The following is a 17,723-nucleotide window of genomic DNA, read 5'->3' on the forward strand; positions in this document are numbered from 1 at the left end:
CGCCGGTGCGGCTGGGCTGCGCCGCGGCGACCGGTGGAGCCGGCCGGGCCGGCGGAGCCGTCGCATCCGTCGCCCGGCGCAGCCGGCGGTTCTGCCGCAGCGCCCGCGGCATCAGGACCAGAAAGGAGGCGAGCGTGCCGACGACGAGCAGCGAGACCGTGACCTTCACCAGGCTGGGCACCGGCAGCAGATAGAGGACCAGGCCGACGTTGACGACGATGACCCGGAACAGGGCGCCACGATCGAGCAGGGCGGCCGTGGCCTTCGAGACCGAGGGTCCGCCGCCGAGCACGACCGGCACCAGGTAGCTGAGGGCTCCGAGCAGGATCTGCGCGGCGAAACCGACCGCGAACACGGGCACGAGCTGCCCGAGCCGGTCGGTCGCGGCTACCCAGCTCGGTGCGAACGTCACGATCAGGCCGAACCCGAGCACGCAGGCGAAGAACCAGGTGAGGGCGGCACCGATGCTCCAACCGGCGAAGGTGACGGCCGGGGACTGCCTGGCCAGACGCACGGCCTCAACCAGCACCAGGCCGAGGCCGACGAGGTAGAGCAGAACACCCGCGGCGGCGACCAGGCGCTGGTCGATCAGCAGGCCGATCCCGAGCACAGCGAGGCCGGCCAGGAACAGAGGCAGGGTTCCGCGGGCGGAGGCGCGCGTCGTCTGCACCCGGGCGTGCAGCACAGTCGGCCAGAGCAGGGCCACCGTGCTAATCACGGTCAGGCCGACCCAGCCGAGCAGGTTGAACCCGACATGGGCGATGTACATCCGCTCCGCGGACTCACCATCGATATCGGTTCGGGCCATCAGCACGCCCAGGGTCACACCGATGGCCAGGGCGATTCCGGCCGCAATGTAGTAGCGCACGAGCGGTGCGAACCGTCCCGGCAGCGCTCCCCGCGACTGCCGGAACAGCAGCAGGGCGTGGGCGAGAGCATTCGTGCCGACCAGGATGCCGCCGGCAAGCACGACCGGCCACCAGCCGCCGACGATGCCGGTGATCACGAGCACCGCTCCGAGGGTGTGCGCGCCGAGCCTCGCCCCGAGCGAGACGCGGCCGCCGGGGGCCGGATGCCGGAGCAGGGTGTCGGCGAAGTGCTGGCTCCAGACCAGGATCGCGGTGCTCACGGCGCCCAGGAACAGGAGGTGCACCATGAGCCACGGCGCGACCGGGATGAAGCGGTGGATGAGCACGGCGATGAGAGTGAGAAGGAGCCACGCCGGAGTCAGGAGCCCGGTGATGAGGTGCCACAGTCGACGGTTCATGGTGTGACTTTCAGTTTGGTGTTTGGCTGGCGCCGCGGCACGCCGCGCACCACCGAGATCACGGCCAGCAGCACGAACAGGAGCACGGCCACGATGTTGGCCACGCCGCCCCACTGCACCAGTGCCGGCAGGTCGCGCGCGTCACCGAGAAGGATGCGCACCAGCAGGGAGACGTGCAGCAGCAGCACCGGCAGGTAGAGCACCGGCCGGTACGGCAGCGGCCGGCGCAGCACGGCCGGCAGGATGGTCGGGGCGTGCGCCATGATCATCGACATCACGAACCCGAGGAAGACGGCGTGCAGCACGGCGTCATAGCCGGGACCGGAGAAGCTCGAGCCGACGATGATCCAGCTGACGCCCACCACGAGCAGCCAGCCGTAGCCGGCCAGCAGGCACGCGGCCATGTACCGTGGCAGGCCGGTGCTGCGGATGAGCCGGGTCGCCACGTCGTGCCGGAACAGCCAGGCGACGAGACCGAGCAGCCCGAGCCCGAGAACGGGGTAGCCCACCCGGGGCCAGACGAGAGCGACGACCGTGCCGAGGGTCAGGAACAGGCCGGCGGCCAGCATCCGCATTTCGGCGCGGTGGTCGACGGAGGGCGAGATGCGCGCGAGTTCGAGCCGCTCACCGGCGATCGTGAGCACCAGGTAGAGCGTCATCGCGGGCACCAGGACAGGCACGGGCACGCCGCCGAGCCACAGCACGGTGGCCGTGAGACCGAGCAGGGCACCGAGCGCCTGCACCGCGGCGGACGTCGACGGCTGCCGGAGCCAGATCGCCCGGTAGATGGCCAGCAACACGGCCGACCCGGCCACAAGGGCAAGCTGGCCGACCACCAGGGGAAGCGGCGACACGAGTGACAGGCCGCCGAGGCCCAGCAGCCCCGGCGACAGGTAGGCCCAGTTCCGGCGCACGGCGACGGCCCGCTCGAGCACGACGACGGTTCCCACGAACCCGAAGACCATCAGGGGTCCGTGCACATCCGCCAGGCGCGCGGTCACGACCGGCGCCGGGAAACCCAGCAGGAGCAGCGCACCGTCGAGCCCGGCCAGCAGAGAGAGGCCGCCGAGCAGCAGAAACGCCAGTCGCCCGTTGCCGTGCACGGTGGTGTCGAATCCCGGGAGACTAGGCGGCGCGGGTGAAGCGGATGCGCCAGGCGTCCGGGCCACGCTCCACGTACGACACGGTGAACGCTCCCGGGCGTGCCTGCTCGAGCTGCGCCAGCAGGGGCAGCGGGTCGTGCGGGGCGATCAGGTCCAGCGAGAAGCCGAGCTGGATGGCCTCCAGGGCGCCGAAAATGGCCGCGTGGCGAACCGCGTGCGGGATGGTGCGACCGTCGAGCACGATGGTCTCGGCGTCGTCATGGTTGCAGTTGCAGGTGTGTGCGCTGCTCAGGGTGATGGGTTCGGCGGTCATAGGATGCATCCTCCTCGGTGGAACGACCGAGCCGGCCGCTAATAAACAGGATACACGTCCGGTTAATTATTCCGGAATCAGACCAGGTCGGATCACGTCAGGTCACGTCGGGTCCGGTCAGGTCAGGCCCACCCAGGCGGTGGACCCGTCGACCTCGTACTGCTTCTTCCAGATCGGCACCTCGAGCTTGACGGTCTCCACCAGGCGTTCGCAGGCTTCGAATGCGACGGCGCGGTGGGCGCTGGCCGCGGCCGCGACCAGGGCCAGGTCGCCCACGTCGAGGTGGCCGATGCGGTGGCTGACCGACAGGTTCACCTGCGGGTACTCGCGGGAGTACCGGGCGACGATCTCGGACAGGATGCGGCCGGCATCCGGATGCGCGCTGTAATCGAGGCCGGTCACCTGCCCGGCGGCGTCGGGGTCGTGGTCGCGCACCTGGCCGATGAAGGTCACGACGGCCCCGCAGGATCCGGTCGACACGGCCGCAACGTGCGCGGCCAGGTCGAGCGGCGCCGTGGCCACCTGGTTGACGGCACCCTCGCCAGGGTTCGCGTCGTTCTCATTCACGCCGCTTCGGTCAGTCGTTCCTGCTGAATTCACACATTCAGATTACGCGCGGAAGCGGAACGAGAAACGTACTCCACTGTTCCCGGAGCATCGAGGGCTGAAAAATCTGAGGCCGAGGCCCGCTGAGCAGCCTCGGAGTCTTGTTCGGCCCCTCTCGCGGGTCGTATTCTCGTGGTGGCTGCCAGGGGTCTCGAGCTGATCCACCGCACACGCTGCGTGGCCTGCCTGTCCACGGGCTCTTGCGACCTCGACCGAGGGTCATCCCCGTTCCGCGGCGCGCGGCGGGCACGGCGAGCGACACCACCGAACGGTTACGGCCCACTCAGCTAACCGACGATCTCTGCCACAGTCGGGCAGGCCGCCTCGGCAGCCAGTTCGGCTCGGGTCTGCGCAACCGTCCAGGGCAGCGCAACCGACGGTTCGTTCCCGCGCCCAGCCGGCGCCTCGGCGATGATGGCGGCCAGCTGACGGGCCAGTGTCAGGGCGAACTGGTCACCCGCGCTCGAGTTGTTCAGCATGACCACAACGGTCATGGTCTGGTCCGGATCCGCCAGGGTCGCCGAGATGAATCCGGGGATCGATCCGGTGCGCCCGCGAAGGGGCCCGACCTGCTCCGCGCCGAGGCCGTAGCGCTGCCACGACGGCGTCGTCACGTCTTCGTTCACGGTGTCCCACTGGGCGTTCGCCGACGACTCGGACAAGAGACCACCCGCGGCGAGAGCGCCTGCCCAGGTCCTCATGTCGGCCAGCGTCGAAACGACACCGCCCGCCACGCCGCTCATCGAATTGGAGAGCAGGGTGTTGTCGGTGATGGCCGTGCACACCGGACCGTCGGCGCCCACCGCGGCAGCGTAGCCGTGCGAGTGTGGTGTGGGGAGGTCCACATCGCCGGCGTGAGGATATGAGGTGTCGTGCAGTCCGAGCGGATGGAAGATGTGCTCATCGTAGAGCGCCGACCACTGCCGGCCCGTGGCCCGCTCGAGCGCCATCCCGAGCAGCACGATTCCAGTGTTTGAGGGACCCCACACGCTGCCCGGAGCACCGGTTCGGGGCGTAGCCAGCCCCTGGGAGACGAGTTCCATCGCCGGCCAGGTGCGCAGGGGGTTGTGCACGAACTCCCCGGCCAGAACGGGACTGTAGGACCCAAGCCCCGAAGTGCCCTGGCAGAGCTGGCCGAGCGTCACGCCCGCCACACCGACGAGGCGGGGCAGGTAGGTGGAGACCGGGTCGTCGAGCGTCACGGTTCCCTCGTCGACCAACCGGAGCAGCACCGTGCAGGTCATGGCCGTGGTGTTGGTGCCGATGCGGAAGTGCATCCCGCTGGTCATCGGGGCGGAACCGCCGATTTCCGTCGTGCCGTGCGCGACGGTCCATTCGCCGGCGGCGGACCAGACCCCGACCAGAGCGCCGGAGGAACCCGATAGCGCCATCGCCTCGCCCACGGCCGCGTCCAGCTGCCCGGCGATGTCCGCCGCGATCGGCGTGCTGTTCTGGTCGACGCTGTTCCGGCCCGCGGTGCAGCCGCTCAGCACGACGGCTGCGGCGACGCCGAGTGCGAGCAGCGCACGACGACGGGTGGTGGGCTTGGTGATGGCATCCCCCAATGCTCTCCACCAGTTTGCCCCATCGGGGCTCGGGCGCCTAACCCGTGCGCGAGACAGGCTCCCTACACCCGCTCGAAGATGGCGGCGAGTCCCTGGCCGCCGCCGATGCGCGCCCATGTGACCAGCCGCACCAGTGGGTCAGCCCGACCTCGGCCGCCCGTTCCGGGGTAGTCACGATGCACGCGGCCGCGGCGTCGTTCTGGCCGCTGGCGTTTTTGGCGTTGACGGTGGCGTCGGCGTCCGTCCCTAGCAGGATCGGGCGGAGACCGGCCAGAGCCGTCAGGCTGCTGTCGGCTCGCGGAGTCTCGTCGGCGGAGACCACGACGGGGCCCGTGCGGCCCGGCACCGTGACCGGCACGATTTCGTCGTCGAACCGGCCATCGGCCACGGCGACGGATGCCCGCGCCTGCGACCGGAGAGCCAGGTCGTCCTGTTCGGTGCGGCCGATGCCGTACTCGCGGCGCAGGTTCTCATCGGTAGCGAGCATGCCGCCGGGTACCGGGTGGCGGCGCCCGCCGGCGATCTCGCGCCGCGGCTGAGCGCGTCCCGGAGCAGGATTCCGGCGCCGCCGCCCACACCGAAGCGGGAGTCGACGGTGTAGAACGGGGCCTGGCTCATCGATTCGACCCCGCCGGCGACGACGACGTCGCTGACACCGGTCTGCACCTGAATAGCCGCGTCGAGGATGGCCTGTAGCCCTGAGCCGCATCGCCGGTCCACCTGCACGCCGCCGACCGTCACGGGCAGGCCGGCGTTCAGTGCGGCGACGCGCGCCACGGAGGCGGCCTCCGCGGTGGGATAGCCCTGGCCGAGGATCGCGTCGTCGACCACGGCCCCGTTGACTCCGGTGCGTTCGATCAGCGCCGTGATCACGGCCGCGTCAGGTCGGCCGGCGCGACCGCCCTGAAGACGCCGCCGAACCGGCCGATCGGGGTGCGTAGCGGTTCGCAGATGACGACGTCTCTCACGACGCGGCCACCGTGTTCGGAGCGGAGAGGAGCGTGTGGATGACGGTCGGCTTCCCCGGCACGAGCAGCGGCACCTCGGTGACGGCCTGCACCTCGGCCACGGTGAGTCCCGGCGCGATCTCGCGCAGCAGAAGACCCTCCGGCGTCACGTCGATCACGGCCAGGTCGGTGATGATGCGGGTCACGACGCGCTTGCCGGTCAGCGGCAGGCCGCACTCGTTCACAACCTTGAAGTCGCCGTTCTTCGCGGTGTGCTCCATCACGACGATCACGGTGTCGGCGCCGTGCACGAGGTCCATCGCACCGCCCATACCCTTGATCATCTTGCCGGGCACGGCCCAGTTGGCGATGTCGCCGGTGGCGGAGACCTGCATCGCGCCAAGCACGGCCACATCGATCATTCCACCGCGGATCATGCCGAAGCTCTGCGCGGAGTCGAAGTAGCTGGCACCGGGGTTGACCGTGATGGTCTCCTTGCCGGCGTTGATCAGCTTCGGGTCCTCCTCGCCCTCCCACGGGTACGGTCCCACCCCGAGCACCCCGTTCTCGGAATGCAGGATGACGTTCACCCCCTCCGGCAGGAAGTTGGGGATCAGCGTGGGCAGCCCGATCCCGAGGTTGACATAGCTGTCGGGGGTGAGCTCCTGCGCGGCGCGCGCGGCCATTTCATTGCGGGTCAACGGCATGATCAGCTGTCCTTTGCGACGGATGCGACGGATACGACGGATGCGACGGGCCGCGGCCGGGTGGTGGTCTTCTCGATCGGCAGGTCGGCGGCCTCGGCGCCGGAGAGCGCCACGATGCGGTGCACGTAGATACCGGCGAGGTGGATGGCATCCGGATCGAGCTCCCCCGGCTCGACCAGCTCGTCGACCTCGGCGATGGTGATGCGACCGGCCATGCCGGCGACCGGGTTGAAATTGCGGGCCGACTTCTCGAACACGAGGTTGCCGTGCCGGTCGCCCTTCGCCGCGCGAACGAGGGCGAAGTCGGTGACGATGGCCTCCTCGAGCACGTACTCCTTCTCCCCGCCGCGGAGCGACGCGAAGGTGCGGGTCTCCTTGGGCGGCGACGACACCGTCACCGACCCATCCGGCCCGTAGCGCCAGGGCAGCCCGCCCTCGGCGACCATGGTGCCGACGCCGCTGGCGGTGTAGAAGGCGGGGATTCCGCTGCCGCCGGCCCGGAGCCGCTCGGCCAGGGTGCCCTGCGGGGTCAGTTCCACCTCGATGTCACCGCCGAGATAGCGGCGGGCGAAGTCCTTGTTCTCGCCGATGTAGGAGGCGATCACCCGGCTGATCCGCCCTTCCCGCAGCAGTTCGCCGAGCCCCCAGCCGTCGACGCCGCAGTTGTTGGATGCGACCCGGAGGTCGGTGGTGCCCTGGGCCAGGAGCGCCCGGATCAGCAGGATCGGGACGCCGACCAGGCCGAAGCCGCCGACGGCGAGGGAGGCCCCATCCGGGATGTCGGCGACGGCAGCCGCGGCGGAGGAGTACGTCTTGTCCATGGAGTGGTCCTTCAGCTTCAGTTCGTGGTGCCGATGTCGATCGTCTTGAAGGTATCGCGTGCCACCGCCAGAGCGGAATTCGCCGCCGGCACCCCCGCGTAGATCGCGGTGTGCAGGATGGCCTCGATGATCTCCGCGCGGGTCAGCCCATGGGTCAGGGCCGCGCGCACGTGCATGCCCGGTTCATGTTCGTGGCCGCCGGTCACCAGGCAGGCCAGGGTCAGGAAGCTGCGGGTGCGCCGATCGAGGCCGGGCCTGGTCCAGATCTCCCCCCAGGCATAGCGGGTGATGAAGTCCTGGAAATCCGCCGTCTCCGGGGTGGTGCAGGGCCAGTTCGAGTCCGACAGCGCCGCCGAACGACACCCCGGCGTAGTGGAAGGCTCCCCCGCCGACCGAGTCGACCAGGGTGATCACCGCGTCGGCGACCTCAGCGACGGGCCGAGCACGAGCAGGGGTAGCGCGCCGACGGCCGGTGCCGGTGCCGGCGTGACCGTGCCGCGGATAATGGGCTGGGTCATAGTGAGGTCCCCTTGCTCGCGGTGGATTCGAGGTACCGGGCGAGCACCCGGTCGATTCCGGCGTCCGTCTGCCTGAGGCTGAGGTCGTCATCGAACGCGGGCCAGGCCCGCGATCGGAGCTCCTCGGGATGTCCCCCCGCGGTGATCAGGGCGGAGAGCACCACCCGCAGCGGGCGGTTGGTGCGGTAGCACTCCTCCGACGCGCGCTGCACGAGGGCGAACGCGGCGGCCTTGCCGAGGGCCTCCGCGAGCAGGGTGGTCACCCGTTCGCTGAACACCAGGCCGTCGGTGAGGTCGAGGTTGCTGCGCATCCGTTCCGGGTCCACGTCGAGCCGGGCCGCCAGCGAGGCCGCGCCCGCGACGTCAACGCGAATGTGCTCACGATCAAACTCGCCATGGCCATCGCCCGGGCCGGCGCGCCGCGGGGACCGTCACCGACGCCGAATTCGACGCCAACAAGGCGGAGCAGCTCGCCCGCTTCTGAGTCGCTGCGGAGTCGCTTCCGAACGATCTGAGTCCGTGCCGGTAGCGTGGGGTCCATGCTCGAGCTCATGGATGACCGGCCGGACATTCTGCTGCGCCGCGACGGGCGGCTCGCCCAGATCATCCTGAACCGCCCGGCGGCCCTGAACGCCCTGACCCACGCGATGATCCGACGGATGTCCGCGGTGCTGACCGACTGGGCCGTCGACGGTCAGGTCGAGACCGTTCTGCTGACCGGTAGCGGCGGCCGGGGCCTCTGCGCCGGGGGCGACATCGTGGCGATCTACCGCAGTGCGGACGCCGGCGCGGACGATCGAGCGGACGCTGACGCCGAGGCCGCCCGGTTCTTCGCCGACGAGTACCATCTGAACGCGCAGATCCACCGGTTCGCCAAACCGTACCTGGCCGTGATGGACGGCGTCGTTCTCGGCGGCGGGGTCGGCGTCTCCGGCCATGCGAACACCCGGATCGTGACCGAGCGCACGCGGCTGGGGATGCCGGAGACCGCGATCGGCTTCGTACCCGACGTCGGCGGAAGCTGGCTGTTGTCCCATGCCCCCGGTGAGCTCGGCACCCACCTCGCCCTGACCGCCGCCCTGGTCTCCGGGTCCGACGCCATCGCACTGGGCCTGGCCGACCACTTCGTGCCGAGCGACCGGCTCCCTGCCCTGGCCCGCACCCTGGCCGAGACCGACGCGGCCGAGGCGGTGCGCGCCCTGGCCGAGACTCCCCCGGCCTCCGTCCTCCTCGCCCAGCGGCACTGGATCGACGAGTGCTACGCGTCCGATGACGTGGGCGAGATCGTCGCCGCCCTGCGGCGTTCCCCGGTGGAAGCCGCCCGCGACGCCGCCGCCCTCATCCTCACGAGGTCGCCGACCGCACTCGCGGTCACCCTGGCCTCGCTGCGCCGGGCCCGGCGGCTCCCGAGCCTCGACGAGGCGCTCGATCAGGAGTACCGGGTGACGCTCCGTTTCCTGCAGCGGAGCGAGCTGCAGGAGGGCATCCGGGCCCAGGTGATCGACAAGGACCGCAGCCCCCGGTGGTCGCCGGCCGGCCTCGGCGAGGTGACGGAGGCATCCGTCGTCGCGTTCTTCGCGCCGCTCGGCGCGCAGGAGCTGGGGCTCGGATTGGGGCTCGAGCTGGGGCTCGGATTGGGGCTCGAGCTGGGGCTCGGAATGGGGCTCGGGCTGGGCGAGGTGCCCTACGTCGACGCCGACCTGATCTTCGTCACCGATCTGCTCACCCCGGGTGAGCGCGCGCGGCTGGCCGCGGCGCGATCGTTCTATCAGGCCGAGGTGCGCCCTCTCGCCGTGGACTACTGGAACCGCGCCGCGTTCCCGTTCGAGCTGCTGCCCCGCCTCGCCGCGCAGAACCTCGCCGCGACCGGTGCTGCCGCGACCAGCCATCTGCTCACGGGGCTGCTGCAGATGGAGCTGACCCGGGCCGACACCTCGATCTCCACGTTCTACGGCGTGCACCACGAGCTGTTCGCCGCCGCCATCGACGAGCTCGGCTCACCCGAGCAGCGGGAACGTCTGCTGCCGGGCCTCCTGGCCCTGGATAAGATCGGGGCCTTCGCCCTGACGGAACCGGATCACGGCTCCGACATCTCCCGCATGATGGAGACCACGGCCACCCGCAGCGGCGACGAGTGGGTGCTCAACGGCACCAAACGCTGGATCGGCAACGGCGCCATGGCCGACTACGTGCTGGTCTGGGCCCGGGACACCGCGGACGGGCAGATCAAGGGATTCATCGTCGAGACGGAGCGGCCCGGGTTCACGGCCACCCCGATCGAGAACAAGATCGCGGTGCGGATCGTGCAGAACGCCGACATCACCCTCACGGAGGTGCGGATCCCGTACACGAACTGGCTGCCGGGCAGCCGGAGCTTTCAGGACACGAACGTGCTGCTCCGGAACTCGCGGATCTGGGTGTCGTGGCAGGCGGTCGGCCAGCAGCTCGCCGCCTTCGACGTGGCCCGCGCCTATGCATTGGAGCGGCGCCAGTTCGGCATGCCCATCGCATCCTTCCAGCTGGCGCAGGAGCAGCTCTCCCGCATGATCGGCAACGCCACCCTGTCGCTGTCGCTGATGGTGCAGATGGCGCGACTGCAGGAGAGCGGGCGGCTCACGATGGACCAGGCGGCCCTCGCGAAGGCGACCTGCACGACCCGGATGCGCGAAACGGTGGCCCTGGGCCGCGGTCTGCTCGGCGGCAACGGCATCAGCACCCGGTACGAGATGGCCAAGATCTTCGCCGACGCCGAGGCGATCTACTCCTACGAGGGCAGCTACGAGATCAACGCGCTGTTGGTCGGCCGGGCCGTGACCGGCATCTCCGCCTTCAGCTGATCACCGCTCGCCCGAACGAATTCGACGGAGATTCTGCCCGAATCGGCCCTGAAAACTCCGAAAAGGCAGTTGTGAACGAGAATCTCCGTCGAATTGGTTCAACACCGAACCTGGCGCGCATCGGCTAGGGTTTCGCGCCGGCCGCCCCGAGCGGCGGGGCAGGCGGGGCAGGCGGGGCAGGCGGGGCCGATTCAACCGGCGCGACCGGCGGCACCGGAACCGGCGTTACCGGAACCGGCGGCGTGGGAACGTTCCAGGCCTTGATGACGGCCCAGCCCACGGCGGCGATCGGCACCGAGATGACCGCGCCGACGATGCCGCCCAGGATCGTGCCGGCCGTCAGTGCCAGCAGGATCACCAGGCCGTGCAGGCGCAGTGACTTGCCGAGCACCACCGGGGACAGGAAGTTGCCCTCGAGCTGGTTGACTGCGACCACGATCGCGACCACGATGATGGCGGTGGTCAGGTCGTTCGTGACGAGGGCCACCAGTGCGGCCAGGATGCCGGCGGCCGTCGCCCCGACGATGGGGATGAAGGCGCCGACGAAGACGATGACGGCGAGCGGCAGCGCCAGCGGAACCTGCAGGATCCACAGTCCGATCCCGATGAACAGGGCGTCGACGAACGCGACGATCGCCGTGCCGCGCACGTAGTTGCCGAATACCTCGACGCTGCTCACGCCGACGCGTACGGCCCGCTCGAGCCGCTTGCCGGCGAGCGGCTGGATGAGGAAGCTCCAAATGCGGGGGCCGTCCTTCAGGAAATAGAAGAGCACGACGAGGCCGAGCACCACGCCGGCCACGATCTCGGCGGCCACGGAGACCCCGACCAGGGCCCCGGACCCGAACTGGCTGCTGGTGGCGAAGTCGATGACCGACTCGCGCACCGAATCGATCTGAGCGGAATCGATCGGCAGCGTGCCGCTGGTGAGCAGTTCCTGCAGGCTGTCGAGCCCCTCGCTGGCCGAGGTGAAGAGGGTGTCCCACTCGCCACGGATGCCGAACACCACGAGGGTGACGACGCCACCGAAGACCGCGACGCTCAAGATCAGGGTGATCGCCGCGGCAAGGGATTCGTTCGCCCCCCGGGCCAGCAGGAACCGCATGAAGGGGCGCAGCGCCGACGCCACGATCAGGGCGATCAGGAGCGGGGTGAAGACCAGCTTGAGCTGCGTGATCCCGTAGATGGCCACCACCAGCAGGGCGAGGACCAGCAGGGCCTGACCGGAGCGGATGGCGGCACGGCCGAGATAGTCCGTCCAGGACGAAGTGGGCGTGGTCATGGGGATCTCCAAACGAGGCGAACGACGGCTGAGCCACCTAGCCTAGCCAGACTGCCGGTAGCGCGTGTCGGCCGTGTGACGTACACTCCCTACATCGAACATTTGTTCTATCTATCACCCATCGACCTGCCCGCCAGAGGAGTACACACATGTTCGCACACCTCCACGTCGCGAGCGCCTACTCCACGCACTTCGGCGTTACTCTCCCCCAGGCGCTGGTGGAGCAGACGCAGGCGCAGAACGGCTCCTTCCTGGCCCTCACCGACCGGGACGGTCTCTACGGCGCGGTCAAGCACGTGCGCGCCTGCGCGGCCGCGGGCATCCGGCCGGGGCTGGGCGCCGACCTCGCGGTGCACGACGACGACGGGCATCCGTTGGGCCGGATCGTGGTGCTCGCCCATGGTGATATGAACGGTCGTGGCTATGCGGCCCTCTGCCGCGCGGTCAGCGCCGCCCACAACAGCGCCGCGCACAGCGCGTCGGGGCGCCCCAGCATCGCCCGCTCGCACCTCGCCGAGCTGGCCGGACTGCGCTGCCTCACCGTGCTGCTCGGCCCTACCTCCGATGTGGGCCAATCGGTCGAGCGCCGCGACACCGACGCGGCCGGGGCCTGCCTCACCGCGTGGCTGCGCGCCCTGCCGCCGCAGTCGGTGGTGGGTGAAATCGTCTGCCATCTGGCGGCGCCGGGGACTCCCGGCAGCGTGACGCCGGCCACCCGCATGCTCGCCCTCTTCGAGCACGCCGCGCTGCCCGCCGTGCTCACCAACGCCGTGCGCTACGGCACCCCCGACGAGGCCGTCACCGCCGACCTGGCCGACGCGGCCCGCACCCTGACGGCGCTGGCGAACCTGGAGCAGCTGCAGACCAACGGCCAGGCCTGGCTGAAACCCGAAGTCGCCATGAGGCAGGTGGCGCGCATGGTCGTCGACGCCGGGCTGCACGACGACGGCGCCGTCGACCGACTGTTCCGCGACACCGAGCAGCTTGCCGAGCGGTGCAGCCTCGACCCGGACTCCGACATCGGCCTGGGTCACCCGCGCATGCCGGAGGCACGCATCATCGGCGTCAGCGGCGACCCGCTGACCGAGCTGCACGCCCGGGCCCGGGCCGGCATCGACGACCGCTACCCCGTCACGTCGCCGGCGGGCCGGTCGCTGGCGGATGCTGCGCACGCACGTCTCGTGCACGAGCTGAAGACGGTGGAGCACCTCGGTTTCGCCGGCTACTTCCTCACCGTCGCCCGGGTGGCGGACATCATCCGGGAGATGGGCATCCGCATCCAGGCGCGCGGGTCCGGGGTGGGCTCGGTGCTCAACTACGCCCTGCACACCTCCTCCGTCGAGCCCATCTCCAACGGGCTGCTCTGGGAGCGGTTCCTCTCCCCCGAGCGGCAGACCCTGCCCGACATCGACCTCGACGTCGAGTCCGCCAGAAGGCACGACGTCTATCGCACGCTCTTCGACACCTTCGGCAGCGATCGGGTGTCGCTGATGTCCATGACGAACGCCTACCGCGGCCGCGGGGCCGTGCGCGACGCCGGCCTGGCCCTCGGCATGAATCACGAGCAGGTGGCCGCGGTGGCCAAGCAGATGTGGCGCTTCAACGCGCGCGACTTCCGCCGCGCCCTGGCCGAGAAGCCCGAGCTCGAGCCGTTGGCCGCCGAGGTGCGCGCCTCCTCGCAGCTCGACCTGCTGGTCGACCTGACCGCCAAACTCGACCGGCTTCCCCGGCACATCTCCGTGCACCCCTGCGGCGTCATCCTCTCCGACGCCTCCCTGCTCGACCGCACCCCGGTGCAGGCATCCGGCATGGGGCTGCCCATGTCCCAGTTCGACAAGCACGACATGGACCCGATGGGCCTGATCAAGCTGGACATCCTCGGTGTGCGCATGCAGTCGGCCATGGCCCACGCCGTCGAGGAACATCACCGATTGTCGGGCGAGACCATTGACCTCGACCGAATCCCACTGAACGACCCGGACACCTTCGAACTGATCCGCTCCACTCGCACCCTCGGCATCTTCCAGATCGAATCTCCCGGCCAGATGGAGCTGGTCGGCAAGCTGCAGCCCGAGGTGTTCAACGACCTCACCGTGGAGATCTCCCTGTTCCGGCCCGGGCCGATGCAGAACAACATGCCCCTGAAATACCTTCAGGCCCGGCATGGGGAGGTGATGCCCGACTACATCCACCCTCGGTTCGAGCCGTTCCTCCGAGAGACGCAGGGTGTGGTGATCTTCCACGAGCAGGTGATGCGCCTGTTCGACGAACTCACCGGCTGCGGGCTCGGCCGAGCGGATGTCTTCCGCCGCCACCTTGGCAAACCGGAGCAGCTTCCCCGGATCGAGGAGTACGTGCGGATGCGTGCCCTCGAGCGCGGGTTCACCCCCGCCGTGATCGACCGCGCCTGGACGGTGCTCGCCGGGTTCGGCAGTTTCGGTTTCGCCAAGGCGCACGGGGCGGCGTTCGCCCTGCCCACCTACCAGTCCGCCTGGCTCAAGACCCACCACCCCGCGGTGTTCCTGGCCGGACTCCTCACCCACGCCCCCGGTATGTGGCCGAAAGACCTGATCGTGGCCGAGGCTCGGCTGCTCGGCGTGCCGGTACTGGGCCTGGACGTGCAACACAGCGCCCTCGACTACCGGGTGGAGCAGATCGACGGCGAGCAGTCCGACGGCGGCCGGCGCGGCATCCGTCTCGCCCTGCCGGAACTCTCCGGCTGCACGGCCGCCGAACGCGCCCGCATCGTGCGCCACCAGCCGTTCACCTCGCTGCAGGACTTCCGGGACCGGGTGCGCCCGCGGCGCAGCACGTTCGAGGCGCTCGCCCGGGTGGGAGCGCTCGACAGCTTCATCGGGTACGACCGCACCCGTCGGCACGAGCTGCTCGCCCACATCCAGTCTCTCCGCGGCACAGCGGTCACCATCCACGACGACCAGCTCGCCTTCGACGTGCCTCTGCCGGTGCTCGAATACGAGGGGTCCCGGTTCAACGCGGTGACCTCGCTCGAGCTGCGCGGCCGCAGCCAGACCGACCTCGAACTCAGGGATCTGGGCCTGGCGGTGTCCGGGCACCAGATGGCCCGGTTCTACCCGCTGTTCACGGAGCTGGGCGTTACGCCGGCCTCCGAGCTGATCAACCTGCCCGGCGGCACCGAGGTGCTCCTGGCCGGGGTGCGCCGAGCCACGAACACGCCGCCGATGCGAAACGGGCGCCGGGTGGTCTTCGTCAGCCTCGACGACGGCACCGGACCGGTCTCGAACGTCGTGTTCTTCCACGACGCCCAGGAGCGCATCGGCGGCCCGGTGTTCCACACCGGCCAGCTGCTGGTGCGCGGCCGCACCCGTCGGTCCGGCGCGAAGGGCGTCTCCGTCACGGGCGAGAACCTGTGGGATCTCACGGATGTCGCCCGCCGGGTCAAGCTGCGTCACGCGGGCGAGGCGGCCGCCCGGAACGCCGACCGCGCCCACGACCTGGCCGACGAACTGGCCGAGGACCTGGCGGCCATGGCGACCACGAATGTGCACCATCTATGGCCCCGACGCACCGCCTGACCCGCGCCTACACTGTTGTCCATGACCGAGAAACAGCGCTACGACGTGCTTCGTCAGTACGCCGACTTCGAACTGCGTCACTATCCCCGCACCGTGCTGGTGCAGGTGGAGGTGGCCGGGGACTTCTCCGCGGCCGGCAACCGCGGCTTCGGGCCGCTCTTCCAATACATCAGCGGCAACAACCAGACCTCGACACGCCTCGCGATGACCGCGCCCGTGATCCAGGAGACCACGACCCCGCAGAGCCACACCGTCAGCTTCGTCCTCCCCGACGGGATGCCGCCCGCGGAGGTGCCCGTGCCCCGCAACGCGCAGGTCAGCACGAAGGAGGTCCCCGAGCGCACGGTCGCCGCCCGCCGCTTCAGCGGCGGCTGGAGCGAGGAAAGGTTCGCGCAGAACGGCACCCTCCTCGTCGACGCGGTGCGCCGCGAGGGTCTCCTGCTCGCAGGCCGACCCTATTTCGCCCGCTTCGACCCACCCTGGAAGCCGAGCTTCCTCAGGCACAACGAAGCGCTCGTCGCCGTCACCGTCACCGGTTCCGGTTCCGTCACCGGTTCCGGTTCCGGTTCCGGTTCCGGAATTTCCTAGTCGTCGGAATTGTCCGTCGAGCTGCCAGGCCTCCCCGGTGACGCTGACGACGGCGGCGACGGTCGCCACCTTCGAGCTGGCCCCGACCATCCAGGTGTCCTTGCCTCCGTCCGTGGTACCGGTCTTGCCGATCAGAGGCACCCGGGGCGTGGTGGCACCCCATGACTGCTGAGCCGTGTTGTCGGTCATCACCCGACGCGTCGCGTAGACCATGCCTGCGAAGGCACCGGCCATGGTCAGCGGAGCCACCTCATTCGTTCGATCACGGCCGCCGCGGTCTGCACGAGCGGGCTGCCGTCGGCGCGATGCACTCCGAAAGCCTCGGCCGTCTGACGGATGCCGCACAGGTCCAGTTTCTTCGCCATCCCGATGAAGCCCGTATTGATCGAGCCGAGGGTGGACTCGAGCGCGCTGTAGTTTCCGCCGCTCTCCCCGGCGTCGTTTCTCGGGTTCCAGTTCTGAAAAACATAGTTCTGCGGCCCCCGACAACTGTCGTTGAACGTGCCCCAGTTGGCCTTCCGCGCCGAGTCGACGCGCTCGTCCGGCCGGTGGCCCGTCTTCAGCCATTCCGCCAGGGTGAAGGCCTGTAGGTCGACCCCGGCTGGAACCCGCTCGAACCACCCTCGGCATAGTCGGTGTCTAGTTGACCCCGTTGTAGGCGGCGCTGGTGGCCTGCACGCTCGTGATGACGCTGCCCACGTCCTTGCCGGGGTACTCCATCGGCACATTGGCCGCCAGGGTCGCTTCCGCCGCCAACTGGAGGTCGAGGTCCAGGATGGTGTACACGGCGTAGCCGCCGCGCCGGGAGTTCTGCAGGCGCTTCCCGTCGTCCTCCCCGAACGCCGGGTCGTTCCGGAGCAGGTGCGTCACGTAGTCGCAGAAGTAGGCGCTGCCCCCGGCGGTCTGGCAGCCGGTGCTCGGCTCCTGGATGGCCGGTTGAACCGGTGTGGCCACGGCAGCCTGGAATTCCGCTGCGGTGATCTTCTCGTGCTCGACCATCTCGCGCAGGATGTAGTCCCGGCGTGCCTTGTTGACTGCGTAGCCGTTGGTCTCACTGCCGGGATTGTCGAGGCGAAACTTGGCCGGGTTGTTCACGATCGCCACCAGGCTTGCGGCCTGCGGCAGGGTGAGCTCTGCGGCCGTCGTGCCGAAGTAGTAGTTCGCCGCGGCCTCGATGCCGTAGACGGTGCCGCCGAAACCGGTGATGTTGAGGTACTGGCGCAGGATGTCGTTCTGGGGGAATTTCTTCTCCGCCGCGATTGCGAGGCGCATTTCCTTGATCTCGCGGGCGGGGGTGGTGGCGTAGATGTTGCTCTTCTGGGAGAGCGGTTCGATGTCCAGGTAGCCCGGCAGACTCTCGAACACGGTGATCGCATTGGTGGCACCGAGACCAGAGAGCGCGATCACCGGGGTGATGGCCGCGGTGACGAGCAGCCCGGCCACGGCACTCAAAACCACGAGGCCCAGCCCCTCCGATGAGCAGAAATGCGAGCCCGCAAATGCCGATCAGTCGAGCCACTCCGGCTTTTCTGCGGTTGGCAGGAGGCATCCTCTGGCTTACTGCGCAGAAAAGGCGTGGCACCGGTAGAGATGCCACGCCTCGTCTGGTTCGAGT

15 protein-coding genes and 3 pseudogenes are annotated in these 17,723 nt (G+C 69.5%); 4 read left to right on the forward strand and 14 right to left on the reverse strand.

The window, feature by feature from the left end; genetic code table 11:
- The 11 genes and pseudogenes from E3T40_RS01815 to E3T40_RS01860 form a co-directional block, all read right to left on the reverse strand.
- Positions 1-1,267: pseudogene (locus E3T40_RS01815) on the reverse strand (copper oxidase); the annotation flags it as partial.
- Positions 1,264-2,370: a hypothetical protein gene (locus E3T40_RS01820; RefSeq protein ID WP_104170160.1), complete on the reverse strand. Its 1,107-nt coding sequence runs from the start codon at positions 2,368-2,370 to the stop codon at positions 1,264-1,266. The pseudogene E3T40_RS01815 and the gene E3T40_RS01820, both read right to left, overlap by 4 nt.
- A 22-nt stretch (positions 2,371-2,392) precedes the next feature.
- Positions 2,393-2,683 (reverse strand): DUF2249 domain-containing protein, encoded by a 291-nt coding sequence (locus tag E3T40_RS01825; protein ID WP_104101381.1) that lies wholly within the window; start codon positions 2,681-2,683, stop codon positions 2,393-2,395.
- 117 nt (positions 2,684-2,800) lie between these two features.
- On the reverse strand, positions 2,801-3,250 hold the full coding sequence (locus tag E3T40_RS01830; protein ID WP_104101383.1) for a molybdenum cofactor biosynthesis protein MoaE: 450 nt from the start codon (positions 3,248-3,250) through the stop codon (positions 2,801-2,803).
- A gap of 326 nt (positions 3,251-3,576) precedes the next feature.
- Positions 3,577-4,854: a serine hydrolase gene (locus E3T40_RS01835; protein ID WP_158252134.1), complete on the reverse strand. Its 1,278-nt coding sequence runs from the start codon at positions 4,852-4,854 to the stop codon at positions 3,577-3,579.
- Positions 4,855-4,891: 37 nt separating this feature from the next.
- Positions 4,892-5,341, reverse strand: a complete 450-nt coding sequence (locus tag E3T40_RS17250; RefSeq protein ID WP_255453788.1) for a hypothetical protein — start codon at positions 5,339-5,341, stop codon at positions 4,892-4,894.
- 149 nt (positions 5,342-5,490) lie between these two features.
- A pseudogene (locus tag E3T40_RS17460) lies at positions 5,491-5,727 on the reverse strand (acetyl-CoA C-acyltransferase); the annotation flags it as partial.
- Between the two features lie 91 nt (positions 5,728-5,818).
- Complete coding sequence (locus tag E3T40_RS01845) at positions 5,819-6,508, reverse strand: CoA transferase subunit B (protein WP_134542526.1); 690 nt, start codon at positions 6,506-6,508, stop codon at positions 5,819-5,821.
- A 2-nt stretch (positions 6,509-6,510) separates the two neighbouring features.
- Positions 6,511-7,329, reverse strand: a complete 819-nt coding sequence (locus tag E3T40_RS01850) for a CoA transferase subunit A (RefSeq protein WP_134542527.1) — start codon at positions 7,327-7,329, stop codon at positions 6,511-6,513.
- A gap of 17 nt (positions 7,330-7,346) precedes the next feature.
- A complete protein-coding gene (locus tag E3T40_RS01855) occupies positions 7,347-7,676 on the reverse strand; it encodes a carboxymuconolactone decarboxylase family protein (protein WP_104194636.1) in 330 nt (109 codons plus the stop codon).
- Between the two features lie 167 nt (positions 7,677-7,843).
- Positions 7,844-8,158, reverse strand: a complete 315-nt coding sequence (locus E3T40_RS01860) for a hypothetical protein (RefSeq protein WP_134542528.1) — start codon at positions 8,156-8,158, stop codon at positions 7,844-7,846.
- Between the two features lie 240 nt (positions 8,159-8,398).
- Here E3T40_RS01860 and E3T40_RS16580 point away from each other — a divergent pair.
- Together E3T40_RS16580 and E3T40_RS16585 are read left to right on the forward strand one after the other, a co-directional pair.
- Positions 8,399-9,439, forward strand: a pseudogene (locus E3T40_RS16580) (enoyl-CoA hydratase/isomerase family protein); the annotation flags it as partial.
- A gap of 66 nt (positions 9,440-9,505) precedes the next feature.
- Positions 9,506-10,684 carry an acyl-CoA dehydrogenase family protein gene (locus E3T40_RS16585; protein WP_194088382.1) on the forward strand — a complete coding sequence of 393 codons (1,179 nt, stop codon included), beginning with the start codon at positions 9,506-9,508 and terminating at the stop codon, positions 10,682-10,684.
- A 124-nt stretch (positions 10,685-10,808) separates the two neighbouring features.
- On the opposite strand, the gene E3T40_RS01870 is transcribed toward E3T40_RS16585, so the two are convergent.
- Complete coding sequence (locus tag E3T40_RS01870) at positions 10,809-11,966, reverse strand: AI-2E family transporter (RefSeq protein ID WP_134542529.1); 1,158 nt, start codon at positions 11,964-11,966, stop codon at positions 10,809-10,811.
- Positions 11,967-12,115: 149 nt separating this feature from the next.
- Here E3T40_RS01870 and E3T40_RS01875 point away from each other — a divergent pair, with 149 nt between their 5' ends.
- Complete coding sequence (locus E3T40_RS01875; protein WP_134542530.1) at positions 12,116-15,520, forward strand: DNA polymerase III subunit alpha; 3,405 nt, start codon at positions 12,116-12,118, stop codon at positions 15,518-15,520.
- Between the two features lie 21 nt (positions 15,521-15,541).
- Positions 15,542-16,108, forward strand: coding sequence for a heme-binding protein (locus E3T40_RS01880; RefSeq protein WP_134542531.1), 567 nt, complete (start codon positions 15,542-15,544; stop codon positions 16,106-16,108).
- Positions 16,109-16,344: 236 nt separating this feature from the next.
- On the opposite strand, the gene E3T40_RS17255 is transcribed toward E3T40_RS01880, so the two are convergent.
- Together E3T40_RS17255 and E3T40_RS01885 are read right to left on the reverse strand one after the other, a co-directional pair.
- Positions 16,345-16,473, reverse strand: a complete 129-nt coding sequence (locus tag E3T40_RS17255; protein WP_255408574.1) for a hypothetical protein — start codon at positions 16,471-16,473, stop codon at positions 16,345-16,347.
- 274 nt (positions 16,474-16,747) lie between these two features.
- Positions 16,748-17,566 carry a transglycosylase domain-containing protein gene (locus E3T40_RS01885; protein ID WP_134542532.1) on the reverse strand — a complete coding sequence of 273 codons (819 nt, stop codon included), beginning with the start codon at positions 17,564-17,566 and terminating at the stop codon, positions 16,748-16,750.
- Between the last annotated feature and the right edge of the window lie 157 nt (positions 17,567-17,723).

It is taken from the genome of Cryobacterium sp. TMT1-19 (assembly GCF_004403055.1).
GTDB classification, from domain to species: domain Bacteria; phylum Actinomycetota; class Actinomycetes; order Actinomycetales; family Microbacteriaceae; genus Cryobacterium; species Cryobacterium sandaracinum.